Annotated in this window: 26 protein-coding genes; 7 read left to right on the top strand and 19 right to left on the bottom strand. The window is 70.0% G+C overall.

The features are described 5' to 3' along the window. Positions 1–246 precede the first annotated feature (246 nt). From rpsO to AC0LPE_RS09625, 3 genes are all read right to left on the bottom strand, one after another. Positions 247–516 carry a 30S ribosomal protein S15 gene (rpsO, locus tag AC0LPE_RS09635; RefSeq protein WP_006551263.1) on the bottom strand — a complete coding sequence of 90 codons (270 nt, stop codon included), beginning with the start codon at positions 514–516 and terminating at the stop codon, positions 247–249. 139 nt (positions 517–655) lie between these two features. After that, entirely contained in the window at positions 656–2074 is a 1419-nt protein-coding gene (locus AC0LPE_RS09630) for a wax ester/triacylglycerol synthase domain-containing protein (RefSeq protein ID WP_490606094.1), read from the bottom strand. 93 nt (positions 2075–2167) lie between these two features. Beyond that, positions 2168–3136: a bifunctional riboflavin kinase/FAD synthetase gene (locus AC0LPE_RS09625; protein WP_490606093.1), complete on the bottom strand. Its 969-nt coding sequence runs from the start codon at positions 3134–3136 to the stop codon at positions 2168–2170. A 158-nt stretch (positions 3137–3294) separates the two neighbouring features. Between AC0LPE_RS09625 and AC0LPE_RS09620 the strand changes: the two genes are divergently transcribed. Genes AC0LPE_RS09620 through AC0LPE_RS09605 form a run of 4 tightly spaced genes read left to right on the top strand, consistent with a single transcriptional unit; the run spans position 3295 to position 6579 of the window. Further along, positions 3295–4182 carry a metal ABC transporter substrate-binding protein gene (locus tag AC0LPE_RS09620; protein WP_145691783.1) on the top strand — a complete coding sequence of 296 codons (888 nt, stop codon included), beginning with the start codon at positions 3295–3297 and terminating at the stop codon, positions 4180–4182. Then, positions 4179–4976 carry a metal ABC transporter ATP-binding protein gene (locus AC0LPE_RS09615; protein WP_490606092.1) on the top strand — a complete coding sequence of 266 codons (798 nt, stop codon included), beginning with the start codon at positions 4179–4181 and terminating at the stop codon, positions 4974–4976. The genes AC0LPE_RS09620 and AC0LPE_RS09615 overlap by 4 nt, the downstream gene beginning before the upstream one ends. Beyond that, positions 4973–5866, top strand: a complete 894-nt coding sequence (locus AC0LPE_RS09610) for a metal ABC transporter permease (protein ID WP_145691785.1) — start codon at positions 4973–4975, stop codon at positions 5864–5866. Before AC0LPE_RS09615 ends, AC0LPE_RS09610 begins: the two co-directional genes overlap by 4 nt. Positions 5867–5886: 20 nt before the next feature. After that, positions 5887–6579, top strand: a complete 693-nt coding sequence (locus AC0LPE_RS09605) for a metal-dependent transcriptional regulator (protein WP_016693574.1) — start codon at positions 5887–5889, stop codon at positions 6577–6579. A gap of 6 nt (positions 6580–6585) precedes the next feature. On the opposite strand, the gene truB is transcribed toward AC0LPE_RS09605, so the two are convergent. The 11 genes from truB to rimP all read right to left on the bottom strand — a co-directional run bounded on the left by truB (position 6586) and on the right by rimP (position 17521). Beyond that, complete coding sequence (gene truB / locus AC0LPE_RS09600) at positions 6586–7509, bottom strand: tRNA pseudouridine(55) synthase TruB (RefSeq protein WP_145691786.1); 924 nt, start codon at positions 7507–7509, stop codon at positions 6586–6588. After that, the gene (gene npt, locus AC0LPE_RS09595) at positions 7509–8171 is read right to left on the bottom strand and encodes a 4'-phosphopantetheinyl transferase Npt (protein ID WP_490606335.1); all 663 of its coding nucleotides are present in this window, start codon (positions 8169–8171) and stop codon (positions 7509–7511) included. The genes truB and npt overlap by 1 nt, the downstream gene beginning before the upstream one ends. Before the next feature lie 41 nt (positions 8172–8212). After that, positions 8213–9151, bottom strand: a complete 939-nt coding sequence (locus tag AC0LPE_RS09590) for a metallophosphoesterase family protein (RefSeq protein WP_490606091.1) — start codon at positions 9149–9151, stop codon at positions 8213–8215. A gap of 3 nt (positions 9152–9154) precedes the next feature. Beyond that, a complete protein-coding gene (locus tag AC0LPE_RS09585; protein ID WP_145691788.1) occupies positions 9155–10519 on the bottom strand; it encodes an MATE family efflux transporter in 1365 nt (454 codons plus the stop codon). Next, on the bottom strand, positions 10516–11523 hold the full coding sequence (locus tag AC0LPE_RS09580) for a DHH family phosphoesterase (RefSeq protein ID WP_016693579.1): 1008 nt from the start codon (positions 11521–11523) through the stop codon (positions 10516–10518). Before AC0LPE_RS09580 ends, AC0LPE_RS09585 begins: the two co-directional genes overlap by 4 nt. A 28-nt stretch (positions 11524–11551) precedes the next feature. Further along, positions 11552–12010, bottom strand: coding sequence for a 30S ribosome-binding factor RbfA (gene rbfA / locus AC0LPE_RS09575; protein WP_016693580.1), 459 nt, complete (start codon positions 12008–12010; stop codon positions 11552–11554). A 53-nt stretch (positions 12011–12063) separates the two neighbouring features. Continuing rightward, on the bottom strand, positions 12064–12354 hold the full coding sequence (locus tag AC0LPE_RS09570; protein ID WP_026061433.1) for a DUF503 domain-containing protein: 291 nt from the start codon (positions 12352–12354) through the stop codon (positions 12064–12066). Between the two features lie 112 nt (positions 12355–12466). Then, a complete protein-coding gene (gene infB / locus AC0LPE_RS09565) occupies positions 12467–15340 on the bottom strand; it encodes a translation initiation factor IF-2 (protein ID WP_145691789.1) in 2874 nt (957 codons plus the stop codon). A 203-nt stretch (positions 15341–15543) separates the two neighbouring features. Further along, positions 15544–15852: a YlxR family protein gene (locus AC0LPE_RS09560; protein ID WP_145691790.1), complete on the bottom strand. Its 309-nt coding sequence runs from the start codon at positions 15850–15852 to the stop codon at positions 15544–15546. Positions 15853–15896: 44 nt separating this feature from the next. Further along, positions 15897–16925 carry a transcription termination factor NusA gene (nusA, locus tag AC0LPE_RS09555; protein WP_145691791.1) on the bottom strand — a complete coding sequence of 343 codons (1029 nt, stop codon included), beginning with the start codon at positions 16923–16925 and terminating at the stop codon, positions 15897–15899. After that, positions 16922–17521 carry a ribosome maturation factor RimP gene (rimP, locus tag AC0LPE_RS09550; protein ID WP_186455145.1) on the bottom strand — a complete coding sequence of 200 codons (600 nt, stop codon included), beginning with the start codon at positions 17519–17521 and terminating at the stop codon, positions 16922–16924. The genes nusA and rimP overlap by 4 nt, the downstream gene beginning before the upstream one ends. A gap of 156 nt (positions 17522–17677) precedes the next feature. Between rimP and AC0LPE_RS09545 the strand changes: the two genes are divergently transcribed. Both AC0LPE_RS09545 and AC0LPE_RS09540 read left to right on the top strand, forming a co-directional pair. Next, positions 17678–18169, top strand: a complete 492-nt coding sequence (locus AC0LPE_RS09545) for a hypothetical protein (protein ID WP_186455159.1) — start codon at positions 17678–17680, stop codon at positions 18167–18169. Next, entirely contained in the window at positions 18166–18609 is a 444-nt protein-coding gene (locus tag AC0LPE_RS09540) for a ferritin-like domain-containing protein (RefSeq protein WP_016691202.1), read from the top strand. Before AC0LPE_RS09545 ends, AC0LPE_RS09540 begins: the two co-directional genes overlap by 4 nt. Positions 18610–18632: 23 nt before the next feature. Here AC0LPE_RS09540 and AC0LPE_RS09535 read toward each other — a convergent pair whose 3' ends face one another. Together AC0LPE_RS09535 and AC0LPE_RS09530 are read right to left on the bottom strand one after the other, a co-directional pair. Beyond that, complete coding sequence (locus tag AC0LPE_RS09535) at positions 18633–19292, bottom strand: O-methyltransferase (protein ID WP_490606090.1); 660 nt, start codon at positions 19290–19292, stop codon at positions 18633–18635. A 119-nt stretch (positions 19293–19411) separates the two neighbouring features. Further along, positions 19412–21145 (bottom strand): proline--tRNA ligase, encoded by a 1734-nt coding sequence (locus AC0LPE_RS09530; protein ID WP_024100656.1) that lies wholly within the window; start codon positions 21143–21145, stop codon positions 19412–19414. A gap of 53 nt (positions 21146–21198) precedes the next feature. Here AC0LPE_RS09530 and yaaA point away from each other — a divergent pair, with 53 nt between their 5' ends. After that, positions 21199–21942 carry a peroxide stress protein YaaA gene (yaaA, locus tag AC0LPE_RS09525; protein WP_145691793.1) on the top strand — a complete coding sequence of 248 codons (744 nt, stop codon included), beginning with the start codon at positions 21199–21201 and terminating at the stop codon, positions 21940–21942. Here the strand turns inward: yaaA and AC0LPE_RS09520 are convergent. The 3 genes from AC0LPE_RS09520 to cobA form a co-directional block, all read right to left on the bottom strand. Continuing rightward, positions 21935–23017 carry an FUSC family protein gene (locus tag AC0LPE_RS09520; protein ID WP_490606089.1) on the bottom strand — a complete coding sequence of 361 codons (1083 nt, stop codon included), beginning with the start codon at positions 23015–23017 and terminating at the stop codon, positions 21935–21937. The two genes, yaaA and AC0LPE_RS09520, sit on opposite strands and share 8 nt — an antisense overlap. A 72-nt stretch (positions 23018–23089) precedes the next feature. Continuing rightward, a complete protein-coding gene (locus AC0LPE_RS09515; RefSeq protein WP_232238113.1) occupies positions 23090–24511 on the bottom strand; it encodes an MFS transporter in 1422 nt (473 codons plus the stop codon). Positions 24512–24570: 59 nt separating this feature from the next. Next, entirely contained in the window at positions 24571–25833 is a 1263-nt protein-coding gene (gene cobA / locus AC0LPE_RS09510) for a uroporphyrinogen-III C-methyltransferase (RefSeq protein ID WP_490606088.1), read from the bottom strand. Positions 25834–25887: the final 54 nt, after the last annotated feature.

Genomic DNA, 25887 nt, shown 5'->3' with positions numbered 1-25887 from the left:
GACTCACGGAGGCGGTCGTCGATCGAAACCCTCCGGCGGATTCGGGATACGACACCCGACGGGACCGGAAGGTCACTACCGAGGACCGACACCGTCGGTGCATACGGATCATCGCCGCTGGAGGCGATGGAAGTCGCCGGCCGAACCGGCACAAACACCGACAGCCAACGGGGCCCAGTGTAGTGGGTACCCCGTCGGCTGCCGGAAAAGATCAGCGAATGCAGATCAGGTCGTGTCGTGTCCGCGTCAGCGACGCAGACCCAGACGCTGGATGAGCGAGCGGTAACGCTCGACGTCGACCTTCTCGACGTACTTCAGCAGGCGGCGACGACGACCGACCAGCAGCAGCAGGCCGCGGCGGGAGTGGTGGTCGTGCTTGTGCTGCTTGAGGTGCTCGGTGAGGTCCACGATGCGCTTGGTGAGCAGTGCCACCTGCGCCTCGGGGGAACCGGTGTCGGTCTCGTGGAGGCCGTACTCGCCGAGGATCTGCTTCTTCTGTTCGGTGGTCAGAGCCACTGGGTCACTCCTGTACAACTGACGTCCGCGTGACGGTAGACGGACCGGAGTCCGCCCGGTACGGCCACCGCGAACCGCAGCGCGCACCGACGGTCCAGCCTATCAGAGCCGGCTTCCGCCGCCGAACCACGATCGGGGTTCAACGCCGGCCGGCACCCGCGCGGCCCACCGCGGCCGACACCTCGGCGAAACCCTGATCGAGCAGCTCGACGTACCGGTCGATGTCGCGGTTGGGACGGTTGTCGTCCCGTGCCGGGGCCAGGACGGTGACCGCGAACGCATCCCCCGCCCGCGCGAAGGTGTGCATGAAGTCGACACGCGGCACGAGGGCCTGCACACCGGCAATGAACTCCAGGTGCCCCCACGGCACCGACCACCGTACGTCCGCACCGCAGTTGACGCTGCTGAGCGCCGTCGCGACGCCGGGGACCGCTCCGGACGCGAGCGCGCGCGCAAGCGCGCGGGAGACACGCCGGAAGACCGGATAGGGCGCGGCGCCCGTGCGGTGCATCGCGTCGATGCTCTCCGCCGAGTCGACGCGGGCCCGTTCACGCGCGAGGGAGTCGGCAATCGTCGCCGCGCGCTGCGCAGGCTCGGGGATCTCGACGTGCAGGGGCACCAGACCGCCCGCGACGCGATTCACCCCGAGCCCGGCCGCCGACTCGCCGAGCGCCACGGGCACCGCCGCGTACTCCGAGGGCACATCCTCCCCGCGCTCGCGGTAATAGCGCTCCATCGCGAGCGACACCGCCGTCAGCCCGAGGGCGGTCACCGTCCACGATCGTCCGGCCAGCGCCGACAGGTCGGGCCGCAGGATGCGGATGACCCGGCGGTTCGTCTGCACGACGGGAGTCCTGTCCGGGGCGGGATCCGCGCTTACCGTTCCGGGCAGCGGATCCTGACGGCGACGACGCGCCTCCGGATGTGCCCGCACGAGCCCGCCGAGCGCGACGACCGGCCAGATCGCGAGACGGGCGATGCCGTGCGTCGTGGCCGCGACGGGATGGGTCGTGCCGGCGGGCGGCGCGAGACCGTCGACCTCCAGCGGCCGGCCCTCCTCACCGAACAGGGCTTCGAGGAGCCCCCGGGCGGAGGAACCGACGAGCATGGCATGGCTCGCCTGGATCGCGGCGACGGTGACGGTCGCGCCGGGCTCGTCCGGATCGGGGACGCCCCGGAAGACGTGCACCTGCCACGGGCACCGGGCGGCGTCGACGCCGTCGGCGGACAGTCGCGCCACCGACCCGAGCCAGTCCTCGAAGGTGGAACTGCGCGCGTCGTGGACGGTGACCACGTCGTCGACGGCGAGGTCGGCCTTCACCCAGTAGGGATAGTCCAGTGAGCCCGGCGCGTCGGCGATCCGACGTGCCAGAGCGCTGACCAGGTGCATCCGGGAGGCGAAGAACGACAGAACCGCCTCGCGGTCCGGAGTGCGTCCCCGGTCCTCGGAGAACACGGCGAACGACCACCAATCGGTGGGCCGTCCCGGGATCGACTGAAAGTAGTTACCCGCATCGACCCACGAAAGGCGCGCGGACCTCCACTCTCGAAAAAGCATGTAGCCGATTGTGACGCCATACAAGCGGTTCTTGCTACCGAACTCGCAGTTTCGTTCGTTCGGACGACACCGGCCACCCGAACGACACCGGCGTCAGTCGGGAGTCTTCGTAAGGACCTCTCGCGCTCGTTCGGCGTCGCGGTGCATCGCGGAGATGAGCGCCTCGACCGAATCGAACTTCTCCATGCCCCGCAGCCGCTCGACGAAGTCGACCGCCACGTGCTGGCCGTACAGATCGGCCTTCTCGTCGAGGACGAACGCCTCGACCGTGCGCTTGCGTCCGGAGAAGGTCGGATTGGTACCCACCGACACGGCCGCGAGGTAACGCTGACCGGCCGTGAGTCCCTCGACGGGCGAACCGGAGTCGAGCACCGTGAACCAGGCCGCGTACACGCCGTCGGCGGGGATCGCCGCGTAGATCGGCGGTGCGACGTTGGCGGTCGGGAATCCGAGTCCGCGACCGCGGCCGTCGCCGTGCACGACCACACCCTCGACCCGGTGCGGGCGCCCGAGTGCGTCCGCGGCCGCGACGACGTCCCCGGCGTCGACGCACGAACGGATGTACGTCGACGAGAACGTCACGGCGTGCTCGGCGACCAGCGTGAGCCCCTGCACCGCGAACCCGAAGCGTTCACCGATCGAGCGGAGCATGTCGACGGTGCCGGCAGCCTTCTTGCCGAAGGTGAAGTTCTCCCCCACGACCACCTCGGCCACGTGCAGTCGCTCGACGAGGATCTCGTGGGCGTACCGCTCCGGTGAGAGCTTCATGAACTCCGGGGTGAACGGCGTGACGCAGAAGACGTCGATGCCGAGTTCCTCGGCGAGTTCGGCGCGCCGCGCGAGGGTGGTCAGCTGCGCCGGGTGACTGCCGGGGCGTACCACTTCCATGGGGTGGGGATCGAAGGTCATGAGCACGGCGGCCACACCGCGTGCCCGCGCGGCCTCGACGGCACGCGCTATGAGTTGCTGATGGCCGCGGTGTACACCGTCGAACACGCCGATCGTGAGTACACACCGACCCCAGTCCGCAGGAATTTCGTCCAGACCTCGCCATCTCTGCACATCGGCAGCCTACGGCTCATGAGCGGGTGGGGCACGCCCGGATGGCTCCCGGCGTGCCCCACATGACGTTGACGGCCCTGCGAATGCATAATTTCGGTGTGCCGAACTTTTCGTCGAGAGCCCACAGAACACGGTCCGTATCCTCCCGCGCCGGTCGCATGATCGCCGTCTTCGCGGCCACGGCCTGCGCTGCCGCCCTCACGGCGTGTTCCACCACCGGTTCCGCCGACGACCGGCCCCTGGTCCTGACCACCTTCACCGTCCTCGCCGACATGGCACGCAACGTCGGCGGCGAACACGTGCGGGTCGAGTCCATCACGAAACCCGGCGCCGAGGTCCACGGCTACGAGCCCACCCCGGGCGACCTGCGGTTCGCGACCGAGGCCGATCTCGTCCTCGACAACGGACTCGGTCTCGAGCGGTGGTTCGAGCAGTTCGTCGCCGACGTCGACGCCGAGCACGTGGTCGTGAGCGAGGGCGTGGACCCCCTGCCGATCGGCGAGGGCGCGACGACGGGCCCGTACAACCCCCACGCCTGGATGTCCCCGCTCGCCGCCCGCGTCTACGTCGACAACATCGCCGCGGCACTGGCCGACCTCGCCCCCGAATACGCGGACGACTTCGCGGCCCGCGCCGAGGCGTACAAGGCCGAACTCGACGGTCTCCACACCGAACTCGTCACCGCCCTCGACGGCGTGCCCGCCGACCGGCGCGCACTCGTCACCTGTGAGGGCGCGTTCAGCTATCTCGCGCGGGACGCCGGGCTGCAGGAGGCCTATCTGTGGCCGGTGAACTCCGACCAGCAGGGCACCCCCCAGCAGATCGCCCGCACCGTCGACTTCGTGCGCACCAACGAGGTGCCGGCGGTGTTCTGCGAATCGACCGTCTCGGACAAGGCGCAACGGCAGGTCGCCGCCGACACCGGAACGGAATTCGGCGGAATCCTCTACGTCGACTCGCTCTCCGAGGCGGACGGCCCCGTCCCCACCTACCTCGATCTGCTCCGACACGACATCGACGTCATCACGACGGGACTGAGGCCATGACTTCGACACTCGACACACCGGCACTGTTCGTCGACGACGTGACGGTGCGTTACGACACTGTCCTGGCCCTGCAGAACGTCACCCTGAAGCTCGCACCGGGCCGCGTCTGCGGACTCGTGGGCACGAACGGCTCGGGCAAGTCGACGCTGTTCAAGACGATCATGGGTCTCGTGCGACCCACCTCGGGTCGCGTCACCATCGGCGGGACGACCACCACCGTGGCGCGTCGCCGCACGCAGGTCGCCTACGTGCCGCAGTCCGAGGCCGTCGACTGGAACTTCCCGATCGGCGTACGCGACGTCGTCATGACGGGACGCTACGGCCACCAGGGCTTCCTGCGCCGTCCGCGCCCCGCCGACCACGAGGCCGTCGACGCCGCGCTCGAACGCGTGGGCATGACCGCGCTCTCCGGCCGGCAGATCGGGCAGCTCTCGGGCGGTCAGCGCAAGCGTGTCTTCGTGGCACGGGCGATCGCGCAGGGCTCGCCGCTGCTGCTGCTCGACGAGCCGTTCGCGGGGGTCGACACCACCACCGAGCACGCGCTGACCGCCGTCATCCGCGAACTGGCGGCGAGCGGTCACGCGATCCTCGTCGCCACCCACGATCTCGCGGGTCTCGCGCAACTGTGCGACGAGGCGGTGCTGCTGCAGCGGCGCGTGCTCGTGCACGGCTCCCCCGAGGAGGTCCTGCTCCCGGAGAACCTCGCCCGCGCCTTCGGTGCTCCCCCACCGGCGAACGGTGGGCGGGCCGAGGATTTCGCACGGGAGACGTACGCACAGGAGGCCGGACGATGATCGACACGTTGATCGAACCCCTGCAGTACGGCTTCATGCAGCGCGCGCTGCTCGTCGCGGTGGCCGCGACGATCGTGTGCGCGCTGCTCAGCTGCTGGCTCGTGCTCATCGGCTGGTCGCTGATGGGCGACGCGGTCTCGCATGCCGTGCTGCCCGGTGTCGTCCTCGCCTATCTGGTGGGGGTGCCCTTCGCGCTCGGAGCCCTCGTCTTCGCCGGCATCGCCGTCGCGTTGATCTGGCTCGTCCGCGGCACGAGCCGCGTCAAGGAGGACGCGACCATCGGCATCGTCTTCACGACACTGTTCGCCCTGGGCGTGGTTCTGATCTCGAAGAACCCGAGCCAGATCGACCTGCACCACGTGCTGTTCGGGAACCTGCTCGGTCTCGCCACGGGCGACGTCTGGCAGGTGTCGATCCTGGCGGCCGTCGTGCTGGCTGTCCTCGTCGCGAAGCGCCGCGATCTGACGCTGTTCGCCTTCGACCGCGTCCAGGCGCACACCCTCGGCCTGTCCCCCGCCGCGCTGTCGGCGCTGCTGCTGTCGCTGCTCGCGGTGACGATCGTCAGCGCGTTGCAGGCGGTCGGTGTGATCCTGGTCGTCGCGATGCTCATCATCCCGGGCGCGACGGCCTATCTGCTCACCGACCGGATGGCCCGGATGTTGGTGATCGCACCGGTACTCGCGGTGATCGCGTCGGTGGTCGGTGTGTACACGAGCTACTACACCGATGCTGCGACCGGCGGCGTGGTGGTGCTCGCCCAGGCCGTGGTCTTCACCCTCGCGTACCTGTTCGCGCCGCGGCAGGGCGTCCTCACCCGGCTCGTGACGCGTCGCCGCGCCCCGGAGGGCGAAAGGGCGAGCGAGCCGACGGAGAGCGTGATTCCCGGGTGACGGTTACCTAAGCTGGACGCGTGCCTGAGAGTAACGAGACCACCGCGACCGAGATGTTGTCCTCGGTCGCACAGGACTATCTCAAGATCATGTGGACGGTCCAGGAGTGGTCCGGGGAGAAGATCTCCACCAAGCTGCTCGCCGAGAAGCTGGGCGTGTCGGCGTCCACCGTGTCCGAAGCGGTGCGCCGCCTCGCCGACCAGGGACTCGTCGACCACGAGCGATACGGCGCGATCTCGCTCACCGACGAGGGTCGGCAGGCCGCGGTGGCGATGGTCCGTCGCCATCGCCTCATCGAGACCTTCCTGGTCCGCGAGCTCGACTACGGGTGGGACGAGGTGCACGACGAGGCCGAGATCCTCGAACACGCCGTCTCCGAACGGATGGTCGCGGCGATCGACGCCAAACTCGGCCATCCCGAACGCGACCCGCACGGCGACCCGATCCCGTCGCCCGACGGCACGATCCCGGCACCGCCCGCCCGCGCCCTGAGCGAGTTCAACGACGGCGACCACGGCCGGGTGGCCCGCATCTCCGACTCCGACCCCGCGATGCTGCGCTACTTCGACGAGGTCGGGATCGCGCTCGACACCGACATCACGGTCCTCGAACGCCGCGACTTCGCCGGGACCATCTCGGTCCGGCTGGGCCGGACCGAGGGCCGCACGATCGACCTCGGTCACCCGGCCGCCGAAGCGATCTGGCTGGTCTGAGCCGGCTCACATGTTGGAGGGCCGCACCACGAACACCGCCGCGGCCCGCTTGCCCTTCTCCTGCAGCAGCGCCGCGGCCCGGCCCTGCGCATCCACGGCGCCGTAGACCCCGCGGATCCCGACGGGCTCGAGCCAGCGGCCGTTCGCGAGCAGCCCCGCCTCCTCGTCGCTGATGGTCCGGCACTCGAAGGCCGTGCGCACCGCCGCGTCGATGTCGAGGCTCGGCGTCGGGTCGTCGGCGAGCTGTTCGAGCGTGCGGGCGTGTTCGAGTCCGAACGGGCCGACCTTCGTGCGACGCAGCGCCGTCAGATGGCCGCCCACTCCGAGGGCCGCGCCGAGATCGCGTGCGAGCGCCCGGATGTAGGTGCCGGACGAGCAGTCCACGTCGACGTCGAGGTCCACGAAGCCGCTCTCGGGCACATCGCGCCGGACGAGGACGTCGAACCGCGAGACGGTGACGGGCCGGGCCTTCAGCTCGACCGCCTCCCCTTCACGCATCCGGGCGTAGGCGCGCTTGCCGTCGATCTTGATGGCGCTGACGCTGGCGGGCACCTGCTGGATGTCGCCGGTCAGCGCCGCCACGCCCTCGCCGATCTGCTCGTCGGTCACGTGCGTCGCATCGGTGGTCGCGACGGTCTCGCCTTCCGCATCGTCCGTGACGGTGCTCTGCCCGAGACGGATCGTCGCGGTGTACGACTTGGTCGTCAGCGCGAGCAGCCCGAGCAGCTTCGTGGCGCGCTCGACGCCGAGGACGAGCACGCCCGTCGCCATGGGGTCGAGGGTGCCCGCGTGCCCGACCTTGCGGGTGCCGAGCAGTCGGCGGCAGCGCGCCACCACGTCGTGGCTCGTCATGCCGGCGGGCTTGTCGACGACGAGCAGGCCTGCGCGGGCGAGGGCCGGATGTTCCTGCGAGGGGACGGTGTCGTTCATCAACGCACCGTGATCGCGGTGAGGACGAGACCGTCGGCGATGAGCCACCGTCCGTCGAAGCCCGTCAGCGGTTGCCCGTCGAGGGTGTCGCCGGGGACGAGCAGTCGCGAGTGGAAGGTGCCGGTGACCGCGTCCGCGGTGGTGTCGCGTTCGAACGTGATGTGGGCGTCCTCGAAGCCCAGCCACCGCTTCGTCAGCGGGAACCACGCCTTGTAGGTGGCCTCCTTGGCGCAGAACAGCAGACGGTCCCAGTGCAGGTCGTCGCCGGCCGAGGCGAGCCACTCGCGTTCGGGTTCGAGGCTCACCGCGGGCAGCACCCCGTCGGGGAGCACGTCGTGCGGCTCGGCGTCGATGCCGAGCGAACGGATCTGCAGCGAATAGCCCAGCACGGCACCGCGATAACCGTCGCAGTGGGTGAGGCTGCCGACGACGCCGCGCGGCCAGATCGGATCGCCCTTCTCCCCGCGCAGTACCGGCGCCGGGTCGACGCCGAGGGTGCGCATGGCCTGTCGGGCGCAGTGACGGGCACCGGCGAACTCGCGGCGCCGCTTCTCCACGGCCCGCGCCACGAGCGGCTCCTCCAGGGGATGCGGCCGCAGTCCCGGTGGGTCCTCGAACAACTCGGCTGCAGCGACGCCGTCCGGCACGATGCGCCCGATCAGCGCGCCGCGCGTGTCCGTCTTCTGGCCGGTGTCCGGTTCGGTCACCGCAACTCCTTCTCTCGTTGAGCCCGCATCTTCTCGGCCTCCGCTTCCATCTCGGGGGTCACGGTGAAATGACCGCCCCACTTGTTCAGGCTGCCCGGCGGATACTCCGGGACCGGCAGGATCTGCCGCAGGGGCTGCTCCGGCATGCCGCGTCGCTGCCATTCGCGCGGGTAGCCGACCGAGACCTCCTCGAAGCGCACCCCGTCGTAGTAGGTGGTCCGCGGGATGTGCAGGTGGCCGTAGACGCTGCACAGCGCCCGGTAGCGCAGATGCCAGTCGGCCGTCTCGGTGGTACCGCACCACAGCGCGAACTCGGGGTAGAACAGCATCCGCGTGGGTTCGCGCACCAGCGGGAAGTGGTTGATCAGCACGGTGGGCAGGGCGGGGTCGAGCGCGTCGAGACGGGCGCGGGTCTGCTCCACACGCACCCGGCACCAGGTGTCGCGCGTGATGTACGGATCCGGCTTCAGCAGGAACTCGTCGGTCGCGACGACGTTGCGTTCGCGCGCGAGAGCGAGACCGTCCGCCTTCGTCGTGGTGCCCTCCGGCAGGAACGAGTAGTCGTAGAGCAGGAACATCGGCACGAGCACCACGGGCCCGTCCTCGCCCTCCCAGACCGGATAGGGATCCTCGGGGGTGAGCACGTCGAGTTCGTGGCACATCGTGACGAGGTAGTCGTAGCGCGCGACCCCGAACATCTGCACCGGATCCTTGGCGGTCGTCCACAGTTCGTGGTTGCCGGGCACCCAGATCACCTTCGCGAACCGGCTGCGGAGCAGCGACAGCGCCCACCGGATGTCGTCGGTCTTCTCCGACACGTCGCCCGCGACGATCAACCAGTCGTCGGGCGACTCGGGATACAGATCCTCGGTGACCGGCCGGTTGCCCCGATGGCCCACATGGATGTCGCTGATCGCCCACAGCTTCGCTGCCACGCACTAACCTCCCGACTCGTCCTGGACACGCACCTGCCGGTCCGCGCCCGTCACCGCCCATCGTCCCGAGAGCGTGCGCCATACGACGGCGATCATCCGGAACACGATGAACACCGTAAGCCCCGTCCAGATACCCGCCAGACCCCAGTCGTACGCGAGCGACAACCAGATCAACGGCAGGAAGCCGAACAACGCCGAGGCCAGCGTCGCGGTGCGCAGGAAGGCGGCGTCCCCGGCACCGAGGAGAACACCGTCGAGTGCGAACACGATTCCCGCGAGCGGCATGATCGCGACGAAGAACCACCACGCGACGCCGATCTGGTCGAGCACCTCGGTGTCGGTGGTGAACAGACCCGGGATCACGTCCTTGCCGACCACGAAGACCACCGCGAGGACGACCGCGAAGACCGCCGACCAGGCCGACAACCGCCACGCCAGGCGCGTCGCGCCCCGCCGATCGGCCGCACCGAGTGCTGCTCCGACGAGGGCCTGCGCGGCGATCGCCAGCGAGTCCAGGGTCAGGGTCACGAAGTTCCACAGTTGCAGCACGACCTGATGACCGGCCACCGCGGCCGCACCGAAGCGCGACGCCACCGCCGCCGCGGACAGGAAGCAGGCCTGGAACGCGAGGCTGCGGGCGATCAGGTCGCGGCCGAGCCGCAACTGCGCGCCGATCACGGCGGGTCGCGGTCGCAGCGGAACCCCGGACCGCAACAGCGCCACGACGAACAGGACGGCCGTCACGGACTGCCCGATCACGTTGGCGACGGCGGAACCGACGAGCTCCCACCGGGGAGCACCCAGCAGACCGTGGACCAGTACCGGGCACAGCACCGCCGACAGGGCGAGACCGGTGATGACGAAACGCAGCGGCCGGATCGTGTCCTGCACGCCGCGCATCCAGCCGTTCCCTGCCAGGCCGACGAGGATGAGGGGTGCCCCGAACAGCGCGACACGCAGCCAGGAGACGGCGGCGTCGGCGATCTCGGCATCACCGGCGAGCAGCCGCGCGACGGGGCCGGCCAGCGCCTGCCCGACGATCAGGATGGCCAGTCCGACGATCATCGCGAGCCACGTCGCCTGCACGCCTTCGCCGACCGCGTCGTCGTGCCGGTCCGCGCCGTGGAAACGCGCCGCACGCGAGGTGGTGCCGTACGACAGGAAGGTGAGCTGGGTGCTCACCTGAGCGAGGATCAATCCGCCGATCGCGAGACCGGCCAGGGGCAGCGCCCCGAGCCGGCCGACGACGGCGATGTCGAACAGCAGGTAGAGCGGTTCGGCCGCGAGCACCCCGAGCGCGGGAAGGGCGAGTCCGAGAATGCGCCGTCCGGAGATATCCGAGGCGGGCGACTCGCCGGACGCCGTCAACCGAGCACGCCGCGCAGGGCGGCGACGATCCGATCGGTGTCGCCGTGGGCGGTGTACCCCGCCGCCAGGCGGTGTCCTCCGCCGCCGAGTGCGGTGGCGACGGCGGACACGTCCACCGAGCTCTTGGCGCGCAGGGAGACGGTCCACTCCTCGGGAGCGACCTCCTTGAACACTGCGGCGACCTCGGCCTCCGCGGTGGTGCGCACGATGTCGATGACGCTCTCGACCTCCTCCGGACCGAGATGTGCGGAGTCGGCGCGCCGGACGAAGGCGTAGACCAGTCCCCTGCCCTGCGCGGCGTCGCGTTCGAGCGTGGCAGTGGCAAGCACCGACGACAGCATCGGCAGCCACCCGAAGGGATGGGTGTCGAGCAGGGCACGCGTGATCGACGTGCCGTCGATCCCGGTGGCGAGCAGACGCTCGGCGAGTCCGTGGGCCTGCGGGCGACCCCACCGGAACGATCCGGTGTCGGTCACCAGTCCCGCGTACAGGCAGTGCGCGAGTGCGGCATCGATCTCGACACCCCACACGTCGAAGAGGTCGGCGAGCACCATCGCGGTGGCCTCGGACTCCGGGTCGATGAGGTTGTGGGTGCCGAACCGCGTGTTGGACAGGTGGTGATCGATCACCAGGACGTTCGGGGCGGTCTTCAAACGGTCGCGCAGGACACCGAGACGGCCCGCGGTACCGCAGTCGACGGTCACCACGAGATCGGCCTCGCGGCGCACCTCCGAGACCGGCGTGACCAGGTGTGCGCCCGGCAGCGACCGCATCGAGTCCGGCATGTTCGCCGGCGAACCGAACGCCACCTGCACGGCGACACCGCGCCGCTCGAGCGCGAGCCCGAGGGCCAGCCCGCTGCCGAGGGTGTCGGCGTCGGGATTGATGTGGCACAGCACCGTCACGGTGGCCGCCGCATCCAGCAGTGCGGCGGCACCAGGCAGGTCGACGGATCCTGCCGGGGCAGACGGGAGAGCGGCATCGTCCCGGTGCGACGGGATCACCGGAGGAGTCGGGTCGGGCACCGGTGCGTTATTCGTCGTCGTCACCGGCGTCGCGTTCACGGGGTTCCTTGTAGGGATCGGCGTCGCCGGCCGGAACGGCACCCTCACGGGCGCGTGCGACCTCGTCGTCGGCCGCGCGAGCGCGTGCGAGGAGTTCCTCCATGTGCCGTGCCGTGTCGGGCACGGTGTCGGTGACGAACGTCAGCGTCGGGGTGAACCGCACACCGGTGCCGGCGCCGACCTTCGAGCGGAGCACGCCCTTGGCCTTCTCGAGGCCGGCAGCAGCTGCTTCGTGATCGGGTTCGGTGTTCAGATCCGCGCCGCGGACCGTGTAGTAGACGGTGGCGTCGTGCAGATCCGCGGTGACCTTCGCGTCGGTGATCGTCACGAACTCGAGCCGCGGATCCTTGATCTCGAGGTCGATGGCGGTGGCCACGATGGTGGCGATGCGCTTCGCGAGTCGGCGGGCCCGTGCTGGATCGGCCATGTCGTTCGTTCCCTTCTGTGGCCGCCGGCAGGCGGCCCGTCGTGCGGCCGGGATCAGTCCTCGGGCCCGTACAGCCTGCGTCTGACCGACAGCAGGTCGAGTTCGGGCCGCTGGGCGACCAGCCGCTCACACTTGTCCAGTATCTCTCCGACGTGCGCGAGGTCGGGGGCGACGACCGCCACACCCACCTGCGCCCGGCGGTACAGATCGTGTTCCCCGGTTTCGGCGGCGGACACCCCGAACCGGCGCAGTTCCGCGATCACCGGACGGATCGCCGATCTCTTCTGTTTGAGCGAATGCACGTCGCCGAGCAGCAGGTCGAGTTCGAGCGCTCCCAGATACATCCGCTTCTCCCCTCGAGGACCGTCCGGTCGGCTCTGCACCGGCCCGGTCGGGCGTCCCGACACACCCGTGGCGGCGAACGACGAATCGTTCACCGCCACGGGTGCGGGTGGATCAGTCGCGCGGCTTCTCGCGCAACTCGTACGCCTCGATCACGTCGCCGACCTTGATGTCGGAGTAGGTGATCGTCATACCGCACTCGAAGCCCTCGCGGACCTCGGTGACGTCGTCCTTCTCGCGGCGCAGCGACGAGATGGTGACCGTCTCGGCCACGACGTTGCTGTCGCGGATGAGGCGGGCCTTCGCGTTGCGCTTGACGATGCCGGACTGCACGAGGCAACCCGCGATGTTGCCGACCTTCGACGACTTGAAGATCGCACGGATCTCGGCGCGGCCGAGCTCGACCTCCTCGTAGATCGGCTTGAGCATGCCCTTGAGGGCCTTCTCCACCTCGTCGATCGCCTGGTAGATGACCGAGTAGTAGCGGATGTCGACGCCCTCGCGGTTCGCGAGCTCCGTGGCCTTGCCCTCGGCGCGGACGTTGAAGCCGATGATCACGGCGTTCGACGCGGCAGCGAGGTTGACGTTGGTCTCGGTGACACCACCGACACCGCGGTCGATGACGCGCAGACGCACCTCGTCGTCGATCTCGATACCCATGAGCGCCTCTTCGAGGGCCTCGACGGTACCCGAGTTGTCGCCCTTGAGGATGAGGTTGAGCTCGTTGTGCTCCTTGAGAGCGGCATCGAGGTCCTCGAGGCTGATGCGCTTGCGGCTGCGTGCTGCGAGCGCGTTGCGCTTGCGGGCATTACGCCGGTCGGCGATCTGACGCGCGATGCGGTCCTCTTCGACGACGACCAGGTTGTCGCCGGCGCCGGGCACCGACGTGAAGCCGACGACCTGGACCGGACGCGACGGCAGTGCCTCGAGCACGTCCTCACCGTGCTCGTCGACCATGCGCCGCACGCGGCCGTAGGCGTCGCCGGCGACGATCGAGTCGCCGACCCGCAGGGTGCCGCGCTGGATGAGCACCGTGGCCACCGGACCGCGACCGCGGTCGAGGTGCGCCTCGATGGCGACGCCCTGCGCCTCCATGTCCGGGTTGGCCCGCAGATCGAGCGCCGCGTCGGCGGTGAGCAGCACCGCTTCGAGCAGCTGCTCGATGTGCAGGTTCTGCTTCGCGGAGATGTCGACGAACATGGTGTCGCCGCCGTACTCCTCCGCGACCAGCCCGTACTCGGTGAGCTGCTGACGGATCTTCTGAGGGTTCGCACCCTCCTTGTCGATCTTGTTCACCGCGACCACGATCGGGACATCGGCGGCCTGCGCGTGGTTGATCGCCTCCACCGTCTGCGGCATGACGCCGTCGTCGGCGGCGACCACGAGGATCGCGATGTCCGTCGACTTCGCACCGCGGGCACGCATGGCGGTGAACGCCTCGTGACCCGGGGTGTCGATGAAGGTGATCAGGCGATCTTCACCATTGAGGTGCGTCATCACCTGGTAGGCACCGATGTGCTGGGTGATGCCACCGGCCTCGCCCTCGCCGACGTTCGCCTTGCGGATCGTGTCGAGCAGGCGGGTCTTGCCGTGGTCGACGTGACCCATGACGGTGACCACCGGCGGACGCTGGCGGAGGTCTTCCTCGCCACCCTCGTCCTCGCCGTACTGGATGTCGAACGACTCGAGCAGCTCGCGGTCCTCGTCCTCGGGCGAGACGACCTGCACGACGTAGTTCATCTCCGAGCCGAGCAGCTCGAGGATGTCGTCGTTCACGGACTGAGTGGCCGTGACCATCTCACCGAGGTTGAACAGCGCCTGCACCAGGGCCGACGGGTTCGCGTCGATCTTCTCGGCGAAGTCGGACAGCGATGCGCCGCGAGCGAGACGGATGGTCTCGCCGTTGCCACGCGGCAACCGCACGCCGCCGACCGACGGCGCCTGCATCGAATCGTATTCCTGCCGCTTCTGCCGCTTCGACTTGCGACCACGGCGCGGAGCGCCACCGGGACGACCGAACGCGCCGGCTGCACCGCCGCGACCGCGTCCACCGCCGCCGCCACCGGGGCGACCGCGGAAACCACCGGGAGCGCCTGCACCTGCGGGTGCGCCGCCACCGCCGCCACCGCGGTAGCCGCCGCCACCGCCGGGACGTCCACCGGGAGCTCCACCCGGACGACCCGGACGACCGGACGCGGCCGGACGCGCAGCACGCTGCGGCATCGCACCCGGATTGGGACGCGGGGGCATCGAACCCGGGGACGGACGGGGTCCGCCCTGACCGGGCGCCGGGCGGGGACCGCCCTGACCGGGAGCCGGACGCGGACCGGCCTGGCCGGGTCCGGGACGCGGGCCACCGGGGCCTGCTGCGGGACGTCCCTGTCCGGGCGTGGGGCGGGGTCCGCCCTGTCCGGGAGTCGGACGCGGTCCGCCCGGGCCGGGGCGCGGAGCACCCGGACGCGGAGCGGGACGCTCGGCCGGAGCCGAGGAGTACGGGTTGTTACCGACGCGCGGGGTCTTCGGACCCGGACGCGGACCGGCCGGTTTGGGGCCGGGCTTGGCCGCGGGGGCCTGCGGTGTGGCGCCGGGAGCCTGAGCAGCCGGGGACTGCGGTGCAGCCTGGGCGGCAGGGGCCTGCGGCGTGGGAGCCGCGGGCTTCTCCGGTGCCGGAGCCGGCTTGGGAGCGGCCGGCTTCGGTGCGCCCGGCTTCGGACGTGCGGTCTCGGCCGCGGGGGCCGGGCTCGCAGGGGTGGGCCGGGGACCCGGCCGGGGGGCACCGGGCTTCGGTGCGGGGGTGGGTGCAGCCTTCGCGGCTGCATCGCCTTCGGACTTACCGAACGATTCGCGGAGTCGACGCGCGACCGGCGGTTCGACCGTCGACGACGCGGACTTGACGAACTCGCCCTGTTCCTTCAGGCGTGCGAGTAGTTCCTTGCTGGTGACACCGAGTTCTTTCGCCAACTCGTGCACGCGGGCCTTGCCTGCCACTGCTCTCCTCACTGATGAGGTCGAGCGGCCGACTGCCCGCACGACCTCGGGTTATCTCCGATGGACGTTCATCGCTGGTGCTTCACGGTGTGCTCATGAGTGTTCGTGCCTGTTCTTCTCAGAGTGCGATGTCACTGTTGGTGTTCCTCGTCGTCGTTCCCACGTCCGTCTACCCGGCCGAAGCCGTTTCGATGCGTCCGTGATCACTGTTCCGTGGACCCGACCAGCTGATCCAGCGCTGCGGTGTCCGGTTGTCCGGTCACACGCAGTGCCCTGCCGAATGCTCGACGCCGAACCGCCAGGCCCAGACATTCCGGAGTGGGATGCAACCAAGCACCTCGCCCGGGAAGCCTGCGTCGGGGATCGGGAATCACGGCGAAACCTGACGGTTCCTTCTCGCGCGCCACCACCCGGAGCAGTTCGGCAGCCAGCGTTCGCTGCCGACATCCGACACAGGTCCGCACCGTAGTGGCGCGTTCCCCGCCGGTCGAGGGCAGGTCATGCTGAACCATCGACCACTGTACCGCTGATTTGCCCGGAATCCCGCATCCCACTCCTACGAGCCTGTCGAGCCGCCGCGCGAATCGTCGTTCCCCGCCGGTGCCGCGTCGCTGCGGATGTCGATCCGCCAGCCCGTCAGCCGGGCCGCGAGCCGGGCGTTCTGCCCTTCCTTGCCGATCGCGAGGGACAACTGGAAGTCGGGCACGACCACCCGGGCGGCACGCGCGTCGGGGTCGACGACCGTGACCGAAACCACCTTCGACGGCGAGAGTGCGTTGCCCACGAACTTGGCGGGATCCTCGTCGTAGTCGATGATGTCGATCTTCTCCTCGCCGAGCTCACGCATGACGTTGCGCACGCGCTGCCCCATCGGGCCGATGCACGCACCCTTGGCGTTGAGGCCCGGGACGGTCGAGTGCACGGCGATCTTCGAGCGGTGGCCGGCCTCACGGGCGACGGCGACGATCTCCACCGATTCGTCGGCGATCTCGGGGACCTCGAGGGCGAACAGCTTGCGTACGAGGTTGGGGTGCGTCCGCGACAGGGTGATCTGCGGGCCGCGCTGTCCGCGGGAGACGCCTACGACGTAGCACTTGATGCGGTCGCCGTGCTCGTAGGTCTCCCCCGGCACCTGCTCTGCCGGCGGGATCAGTCCCTCGGCGTTGTTGGTCTCGCCACCGATCTTCACGACGACCATGCCGCGGGCGTTGGCACGCGAGTCGCGCTGCACGACGCCGCTGACGATCTCGCCCTCGTGGGTCGCGAACTCACCGAAGCGCTGCTCGTGCTCGGCGTCGCGGATGCGCTGCATGATGACCTGGCGCGCGGTGGTCGCCGCGATCCGGCCGAAGTCCTCGGGAGTGTCGTCCCACTCGGCGATCAGGTTGCCGTCGGCGTCGCGCTCCTCGGCGAGGACCTGGATGGCGCCGGTCTTCGTGTCGACCACGACCCGCGCGTGCGGCTGGTGTCCGTCGACGTGCCGGTACGCCGTGAGCAGGGCCGTCTCGAGCGTCGCGATCAGCTCGTCGAACGGGATGTTCTTCTCCGCCTCGAGCATACGCAGGGCGGCGATCTCGATATTCACTTGTCCACCTTCGTTTCGTTCGTCTCGTCGTGGTCGTCGCTGCCGGTCTCGTCCTCGGGTCCTTCGACCAGCTCCCCGGCCGCGACCCGGCCGTCCGGAACCCCGCCCGCGAGCTCGAGTTCCCGCGGCGGCGGCGGGGAGAACTCCACCTCCACCACCGCTCTGCGCACCTCCGAGAGCGGGACCGAACGCACGACCGGCCCGGACCGATCGGGCAGGACGAGCCTGATCTCGTCGCCGACGAGCTCGCCGATGCGTGCGACGAGGGTCTCGTCGGCCAGTTCCACCTTCGCCTTGCGACCCTGGGCGCGCCGCCAGTGGCGGGGATCGGTCAGGGGCCGGCCGATCCCGGGGCTGGTGACCTCCAGGACGTAGGGCGACTCGCCGAAGTCCGAGACGCCGTCGAAGGCCTCGGAGACGATCCTGCTCAGGCGGGCCGCCTCGTCGAGACCGAGACCTGCGTCGCTGTCGACGAGGAGGCGCACCGTACTGTGCTTTCCGGCGGCCGTGACCACCACGTCCTCGAGGTCGTATCCCTCTCTGGCGAGCAGATCGGAGACGAGCTCGACGATCCTCTCCGGGGGCGGCACAGGCATGGCGGGCAGGCTCCTCGTTCAGTTGTGGTCGCAGCGGACAGCGGGCCGGAACGGATGCGTACCGGCAGACATCAAGCCTAACCCGCGTTTCGTGCTGCCGTGACCAGGGCGGCGTCCTTCACCGGGCGAGGAGACTGGCAGGATGGTCCGGTGCCGATGTCACTCGACCGTCCCACCCTCTCCCGACGAACCCTCCTTCGATGGTCGTCGGTCGCCGTCGGCGGGTTCGGAATAACGACGATCACCGCGTGCGGCGCCTCCGACGAGGATGCCGCCGAACCCGATCCGCTGGCGGGCCAGGCGACCCGCGCCCGCACCGACGCCGCGATCGCGACCGTGCTGGTCGCGCGGGCGCCGGAGCTGTCCGCGGCGCTCACCACGATCGCGGCCGAACGGACCTCCCACGCCGACGCGCTCGAGGCCGAGATCGCCCGGATGGAGGGCGCCACCACGAGTTTCACTCCCCCGTCGACCACCGTCACCACCCCCGCCGGGGAGCTGCCGACCGTCGAGGAGCTCCGTGAGCGGTTGAACCGGTCGCAGCGCGAAGCCGCCGACCTCGCCCGCACACTCTCGGGTTACCGCGCGGGCCTGCTCGCTTCGATCAGTGCCTCCTGTGCTGTGCAGACGGCGGTGATGTTGCCGTGAGCTCACCCGAACTCGGTTCCGAACAGCAGGCCCTCGTCGACGCGCTCGAGGCCGAACACGCGGCGGTCTACGGATACGGCGTGATCGCGGCCTTCGCGGATCCCGCCCGCGCGGACGCCGTGGCTGAGGACACCGCCGCGCACCGCGCACGACGTGATGCGACGGTCGAGGCTCTTCGTGCCGCCAGCGTCGAGCCGCCGGTCGCGGCACCCGGTTACACCGTCCCGTTCCCGGTGGTCGACGCCGCGTCCGCCGCGCAGCTCGCCGAGCAGATCGAGAGCGACACGGCGGTCGCGTGGCGCTCGGTCGTCGAGCGGGCACGCAGCGAGGCCACCCGGGCCACGGCCGTGGGTGCACTCACCGAGGCGGCGCTGCGGGCGGCACGGTGGCGGCAGAGCCGCGGGGTCGTGCCGTCGGTGGCCTTCCCCGGTCAACCCTGATCCGGTCGGCCCCGAAGCACGGGTCACCCGGTCACGACCGCCAGCGCGAAGCCGTCCCAGCCCTTCGTCCCCACGGTCTGCAGCGCCGTCGCGTCGAGACGCGGCTCACGGGCGAGCAGTTCGAGCACGTCGCGCGACGCGCGCACCCGTTCGTCGTCGCTGTCCGGGTCGACGATCGCCCCTGCCCGCACCACGTTGTCGACGACGATGACGGTGCCGGGGCGTGACAACCCGAGGGCCGCGCGCACGTAGTTGCTGTTGTTCTCCTTGTCGGCGTCGATGAACACCAGGTCGAAGGGATCCTCGTCGACCAGGCCCGGCAGCGAGTCCAGGGCGGGGCCGACCCGGATGTCCACACGGTCACCGACGCCGGCGCGGTCGAGATTGGCGCGGGCCACCTCGGCGTGCTTGCGCTCGTATTCGAGGGTGACCACCCGGCCGGACTCCCCGACGGCCCGGGCAAGCCAGATGGTCGAGTATCCGCCGAGGGTGCCGATCTCCAGGACCCGGCGGGCACCCCGGATCCGTGCGAGCAGGTGCAGGAACTTGCCCTGCGGCGCGGACACGTCGATGGGCGGCAGTTCCGCTGCGGCGTTCGCCTCGAGCGCTGAGCTCAGCGCAGGATCGTCGCCGATCAGCACGTCGGTGAGGTAGTTGTCGGTCGCACTCCAGTTGTCGGCCATGTACCTCATTGTGGTTCGGCGCGCAGCGCACCACGGCGACTTCTGCCACATACGCCGGTGCCCCCGCGACGGCAGGTCGCAGGGACACCGGGTTCCGCCTGTATCGGCGAATAAGAGCGTCAGCGGTTGACGATGCGCTGGACGACCTCACCGATCGGCAGTTCGTCGGCCTCGCCGGAGAAACGGTCGCGGACCTCGACCTTGCCGTCGGCGAAGCCGCGGCCGACCACGACGACGAGCGGCATGCCGAGCAGCTCCGAGTCCTTGAACTTCACGCCGGGCGACGCCTTGCGGTCGTCGAGGAGCACCTCGAGGCCGGCGTTCGAGAGTTCCTCGGCGAGGTTCTCGGCGCCTTCGCGGGCCTGCTCGTCCTTGTTGGCGATGACCAGGTGCACATCGAACGGTGCGATCTCCGACGGCCAGCGCAGGCCCTTCTCGTCGTGCTGCTGTTCGGCGACCACCGCGACGAGGCGTGACACGCCGACGCCGTAGGAGCCCATCGTGGGGCGGACGGGCTTGCCGTTCTCGCCGAGGACGTCCACCGCGAAGGCATCGGTGTACTTGCGGCCTAGCTGGAAGACGTGGCCGATCTCGATGCCGCGGGCGGAGAGGAGCGGGCCGGCTCCGTCGGGCGACGGATCGCCGTCGCGGACCTCGGCGGCCTCGATCGTGCCGTCCGGGGTGAAGTCGCGACCGGCGACCAACCCGAAGACGTGCTTGCCCTGCTCGTCGGCGCCGGTGATCCAGCTGGTGCCGTCGACCACGCGGGGGTCGACGAGGTAGCGGACACCGTTGGCGAGCAGCGCCTTCGGGCCGATGTAGCCCTTGACGAGGAAGGGATTGGCCTCGAAGTCGGCGTCGGTGAGCAACTCGACCTCGGCGGGTTCGAGCGAGGCCTCGAGGCGCTTGTCGTCGACCTCGCGGTCGCCGGGGATGCCGATGCCGAGCAGCTCCCACTCGCCACCGGGCTGCCGGACCTTGACCATGACGTTCTTGAGCGTCTCGGCCGCGGTGACCTCCCGGCCGAGGACCTCCGACGCCGCGGCGACGAGCGAGGCGATCGTCGGGGTGCCGGGGGTATCGTGCACGACCGCCTCGGGCTGTCCGTCGATCGGCAGCGGTTCCGGCGCGAGCGTCTTCACCGCTTCGACGTTCGCCGCGTAGCCGGATTGGAGGCACCGCACGTAGGTGTCCTCACCCGCAGGCGAGTCGGCCAGGAACTCCTCGGAGGCGCTGCCACCCATCGCACCGGAGGTGGCCGAGACGATCACGTACTTCACGCCGAGACGCGCGAAGATGCGCTCGTAGGCGTCGCGGTGAGCCTTGTACGAGTCGGCCAGGCCCTCGTCGGTGAGGTCGAAGCTGTAGGAGTCCTTCATGACGAACTCGCGACCGCGGAGGATGCCGGCGCGGGGGCGCTCCTCGTCGCGGTACTTCGTCTGGATCTGGTAGAGCGTGACCGGGAAGTCCTTGTAGGAGTTGTACTCGCCCTTGACGGTGAGCGCGAAGAGCTCCTCGTGGGTGGGTCCGAGGAGGTAGTCGCCGCCCTTGCGGTCCTTCAGCCGGAACAGGCTGTCGCCGTATTCCGTCCACCGGTTGGTGGCCTCGTAGGGTTCGCGCGGCAGCAGCGCGGGCAGAGCGATCTCCTGCGCTCCGATGGAGTTCATCTCCTCGCGCACCACCCGCTCGATCTGCCGCAGCACCCGCAGCCCCAGAGGCAGCCACGAGTACACACCTGGCGCGATTCGTCGCACGTATCCGGCTCGGACCAGCAGCTTGTGGCTCGCGACCTCGGCGTCGGCCGGGTCGTCTCGGAGGGTGCGGAGGAACAGGTGCGACATGCGGGTGATCACGACCGTGCAGCCTACCGTGGCCACCTTCCGCGACGTCGGTACGGTTACCGGTTGTGCTGGTGCTTCTCCCCCCTTCCGAAACCAAGTCCGACGGCGGCGACGGCGGACCGCTCGATCTCGCCGACCTGTCGATGCCGCAGTTGACGGAGACGCGGGAGATGCTCGTGCAGGCCCTCGTCGACCTCGCCGCCGACCCCGAGGAGTCGAGCCGCGCACTCGGGCTGGGCGCGAAGGGCGCCGACGAGATCGAACGCAACGCGAAGCTGTGGGTCTCCCCCACCCGCCCGGCACTCGAGCGGTACACCGGGGTGCTCTACGACGCGCTCGACGCGGGAGCGTTCACGAAGGCGCAGCGCGACAAGGCGTACCGGCGCCTCGGCATCGGATCGGCGCTGTTCGGCGCGGTCCGCGCCGCGGATCCGATCCCCGCCTACCGCCTCTCCGGAGGGTCGAAACTGCCCGGCTTCGGCACGTCGAAGTCGGTGTGGCGGAACGAACTCACCGACGCGCTGGTGGCCGAGGCCGACGGCGACCTCGTGGTCGATCTCCGCTCCGGTGTCTACCAGCAGCTCGGTCCCGTGCCGGGCGCAGTGACCGCCACCGTGCTCACCGAGCAGCCCGACGGCACCCGCAAGGTCGTCAGTCACTTCAACAAGCACCACAAGGGCCTGTTGGCCCGCGCGCTGGTCCTCACCCGCGCGGAGCCGAGCGACATCCGAGCACTCGCCCGCGTGGCGTCGAAGGCGGGACTGAGGGTCGAGGTGGAATCGCCGACCGAGCTGGTCGTGCTCACCTGACCTCGAGTCCCATCGCCGCGACGATCCGGCGGGCCGTGTGCAGGACGGCGCCGAGTCGCGCGGTCAGGACCAGGTCGTCCGATCCGGTGGCGAACCGCTCGAGCTCGATGAGGTTGCTGCGGCACGCCCCGTCGGGGTCGACCTCGCGGCCCGCCCCCACGGCGTCGACCATCTCGGCGAGTGCGTCGAGCATCGCTGCGATCCCCGTCCGCAGGCGGCGACGGTCGGCTTCGGCGACGTCGTCGCCGAGTACGGGGTCCAGAGCGTGCGCGAGTTCCTCGACAGCGCTGGACACCGACGAGAGGTCGTCGAGGGTCCGGTCCCAGCGACGTGCCCATTCCCCGGCCCGTGCAGCGGCGGCGCGTGGGTTCATCCGGGCACTCTCGTGCGCCCACCGTGATTCCTCGAAGGCGCGTTGCACGAGGCTGTCGATGCCCCGCGCGCGCTGCACCCAGTCCCGCACCCCCGACGATCCCTCACGGCATCCGGACGCCATGTCCCGCAGCAGGTCGCGCAGCTCACCGGTGAGTTCGCGGGCCTCCTTGCCCGCCGAGTACACCGGCGGGAAGACCAGCGCCGTCACGGCCACGCCGATCGCCGCGCCGATCGCCGTCTCCGCGAGTCGTTCACCGAGCAGGATCGGGCTGTCCGAGGCGCCCGTCGCGATCACCAGCAGCGCGGTGATCGCCACCCAGATGCCACTGGCCCCGAACCGTCGCCAGCGACCCGCGAAGTAGCCGATCGCCACGGCGATGCCGATCGCAGCGGTCGTCGACTCCACGAGCCGCGTCACCACTACCGCGACCAGCAGACCCGCAACCACCGCCCCGACCTGCACCACCGCCTGCTGGAGCGAGCGCACGAGCGTCGCCTCGACGAGGAAGACCGCGACGTAGGGCGCGAGGAATGCCTGCTGGAAGTGGAAGACCTCGGTCACGACCAGCCACGCGACGACCGCGGCGAGCGTGGACCGGAACGCCTCGAGGGCGACGTACCGCTCGTGTCCGGCCTCGCGTACGGCCCGGACGATCCACGATCCGACGAATCTGCCCCGTTCGAGAACACCGACCTGCATGGGCGTCGGGTACCCGGCGTTCGCGCGTGGCAGGCGTGAGCAAACTCATCCGCCGCGCCGACGGTCCCGGGATCAGGACGTCTGCGCGGCCTTCTCGGCTTCCTGCGCCTGGGCGACCTCTTCGGGGGTGAAGCGGATGAACAGAGCCGCGATACCGGCGATCACCGCGCAGACGGCGCAGCCGACGAGCGCGAACATGTAACCCTCGCCCTGCGCGACGAGCTGGGCGTCGGTCATGCCGGCGACGGCCCCCGAGACACCGCCGAGCGACATCGTCCGCGAGGTGGCCATCGCACCGATCACACCGAGGCCGATCGGACCTCCGAGGGTCGTTGCGACCTGCGCGATCGCCGAGAGCGGTCCGATCTCGTGCGGACCCACCCCGGAGATCGCGCACAGCGGCAGCGGGACGACGGCCAGTCCGACGCCGAAACCGACGACGAGCACCAGCACGAACAGGGTCGGGAAGTAGCGGACGCTGCCGTCCATCGTCGATCCGTAGAGCAGGCTCACCGTCATGATCACCGAGCCGGTGACCACCAGCCAGCGGGGTTCGATCCGCGCGACCATCTTCGACGACACCGCGGCGGCGCCTCCGAGACCGAAGGCGAACGGCACGAACGCCAGGCCCGCGGAGAGTGGGCTGTAGCCGAGAATGTCCTGTACGAACAGGGCGACGAAGGCCGCGAGGCTGAACATCACCGCACCCGCGAAGAAGATCGCCACGAAGGTCGCGACGCGGTCCTTGTTCCGGAACAGCACGAACGGCAGCAGCGGGTTCTCGGCCCGCCGCTCGGCGAGCAGGAACAGTCCCAGCAGCACGAAGCCCGCGGCGACAGCACCGATCACCGGAAGGCTCGACCAGCCGAGTTCGGGGCCCTCGGTGAGACCGAAGACCAGACCGGTGCAGCCGAGCGTCGCGAGGATCGCGCCGGGAACGTCGAGCGCGAGGCGTTCGGACGCGGTCTCACGCAGCGCGATCGCGGCGAGCACGACGATGAGCACACCGATGGGGACGTTGATGAGGAAGATCCAGCGCCACGACACCTGTGTGAGGGCCCCACCGAGGATGAGTCCGGCGATGGACCCGACGCCGGTCATGGCGGCGAAGACCGCGATGGCGCGGTTGCGTGCCGGGCCTGCGGCGAAGGTCGTCGCAACGAGCGCGAGAGCGGTCGGGGACGCGACCGCGGCCCCGACACCCTGCAGGGCGCGGGCGCCGATGAGCGTCGCTTCGCCGGTCGCCAGCCCGCACAGAAGGGACGCCAGGGTGAACAGGCCGACCCCGCCCATGAACATGCGTTTGCGCCCGTAGCTGTCGCCCAGGCGGCCGCCGAGGAGCATCAGTCCGCCGAACGCGAGGGCGTACGAGGTGAGGACCCAGTTGCGACCCGAATCCGACAGTCCCAGATCGCTCTGCAGCGGAGCGAGCGCGAGATTCGCGACCGTTCCGTCGAGAACGACCATCAACTGGAGACCGCTGAGGACCAGCATGGCCAGAGCGACCGCGCGGGTGGCCGACGGATGCGAGGTGGCTGACACGTGTTCCAATGTTACCCACCGTCCGAGTCGGAGCCGGTCCGCGGATCGAGTCCGAATGCGGCCACCGGCCCGATCACGATGATCGCGGGCGGGCGCACGCCCTCGTCGCGGACGCGGTGCGCGACGGTCGACAGATCGGCACGCACCACGCGCTGACTGCGCAGTGTTCCCTCCTGCACGACGACCACCGGGGTGTCTGCGGGACGTCCGCCGGCGATCAGGGCATCGGCGAACCGGTCGATGCGTTCGACAGCCATGAGCAGGACCAGGGTGCCCCGCAACTTCGCGAGCGCGTCCCAGTCGGTGAGCGAATCGGGGTGCCCGGGTGCGACGTGTCCGCTGACCACGACGAACTCGTGGGTGACGCCGCGATGGGTGACGGGGATGCCTGCCGCGGACGGCACGGAGATCGCGCTGGTGATGCCGGGGACGACGGTCACCGGGATGCCGGCCGCAGTGCAGGCTTCGAGTTCCTCGTAGCCGCGTCCGAAGACGTACGGGTCGCCGCCCTTGAGCCGGACGACGAACTTGCCGGCCTTCGCGCGGTCGATGAGGGTGTCGTTGATGACCTGCTGGGCCATGGCCCGCCCGTACGGGAGCTTCGCCGCGTCGATCACCTCGACGTGCGAGTCGAGTTCCGCGAGCAGCTCCTGGGGGGCGAGATGGTCTGCGACGACCACGTCGGCGCGGGCGAGGAGACGGCGGCCGCGCACGGTGATCAGATCGGGATCGCCCGGTCCTCCGCCGACGAGGGCGACACCGACCGGCTTCGGCGCGGTCTCCGCGAACTCGGTGACGGCTGCTCCGGCGAGGGCGTCGCGGATCGAGGTGCGCACCGCGGCGGACCGGCGGTGGTCGCCACCGGCGAGCACGCCGACGGTCAGTCCCTCGTAGCGGGCCGTGGCGGGGGTGACGGCGCTGCCGTGGCGGGCGTTGTCGGCGCGGACGCAGAAGATCCTGTTGCGTTCGGCCTCGGCGACGACCGCGGCGTTGGTCTCGGGTTCGTCGGTGCAGGCCATGGCGTACCACGCACCGTCGAGGTCGCCGTCGCGGTAGTCGCGCAGGTCGAGGGAGATGCGGCCCTTCGTCGCCATGCTCTCGACCACGGGGGTCGCGGCCCGGGCGACGACGTGGACATCGGCACCGGACGCGACGAGCAGACCGAGACGCCGCTGCGCGACGCTGCCTCCTCCGACGATCACGACGCGGCGTCCACGAAGATCGAGTCCGACCAGGTAACTGGTCTCGTCCTCAGCGGCAGCGGACACGGGCATCTCCCCATCTCTCGTGTCGGGGCGAATCCGATCGGACCCACCTTCAGGACACCT

It is taken from the genome of Rhodococcus sp. S3 (assembly GCF_058211795.1).
The sequence above is the reverse complement of the archived record's forward strand: the minus strand, read 5'-3'. Positions and strand labels throughout refer to the sequence as shown.

Excerpts from the sequence above, each read along its gene's own strand:
- AC0LPE_RS09520 (WP_490606089.1), bottom strand. The coding sequence starts at position 23,017 with ATGCAGGTCGGTGTTCTCGAACGGGGCAGATTCGTCGGATCGTGGATC.
- AC0LPE_RS09515 (WP_232238113.1), bottom strand. The coding sequence starts at position 24,511 with ATGCTGGTCCTCAGCGGTCTCCAGTTGATGGTCGTTCTCGACGGAACG.
- AC0LPE_RS09620 (WP_145691783.1), top strand. The coding sequence starts at position 3,295 with ATGATCGCCGTCTTCGCGGCCACGGCCTGCGCTGCCGCCCTCACGGCG.
- AC0LPE_RS09615 (WP_490606092.1), top strand. The coding sequence starts at position 4,179 with ATGACTTCGACACTCGACACACCGGCACTGTTCGTCGACGACGTGACG.
- AC0LPE_RS09560 (WP_145691790.1), bottom strand. The coding sequence starts at position 15,852 with ATGGTTCAGCATGACCTGCCCTCGACCGGCGGGGAACGCGCCACTACG.
- cobA (WP_490606088.1), bottom strand. The coding sequence starts at position 25,833 with ATGCCCGTGTCCGCTGCCGCTGAGGACGAGACCAGTTACCTGGTCGGA.
- AC0LPE_RS09545 (WP_186455159.1), top strand. The coding sequence starts at position 17,678 with ATGTCACTCGACCGTCCCACCCTCTCCCGACGAACCCTCCTTCGATGG.
- AC0LPE_RS09610 (WP_145691785.1), top strand. The coding sequence starts at position 4,973 with ATGATCGACACGTTGATCGAACCCCTGCAGTACGGCTTCATGCAGCGC.
- AC0LPE_RS09570 (WP_026061433.1), bottom strand. The coding sequence starts at position 12,354 with ATGTATCTGGGAGCGCTCGAACTCGACCTGCTGCTCGGCGACGTGCAT.
- AC0LPE_RS09630 (WP_490606094.1), bottom strand. The coding sequence starts at position 2,074 with ATGCTTTTTCGAGAGTGGAGGTCCGCGCGCCTTTCGTGGGTCGATGCG.
- rbfA (WP_016693580.1), bottom strand. The coding sequence starts at position 12,010 with ATGGCCGATCCAGCACGGGCCCGCCGACTCGCGAAGCGCATCGCCACC.
- AC0LPE_RS09535 (WP_490606090.1), bottom strand. The coding sequence starts at position 19,292 with ATGGCCGACAACTGGAGTGCGACCGACAACTACCTCACCGACGTGCTG.
- rimP (WP_186455145.1), bottom strand. The coding sequence starts at position 17,521 with ATGCCTGTGCCGCCCCCGGAGAGGATCGTCGAGCTCGTCTCCGATCTG.
- truB (WP_145691786.1), bottom strand. The coding sequence starts at position 7,509 with ATGAACGACACCGTCCCCTCGCAGGAACATCCGGCCCTCGCCCGCGCA.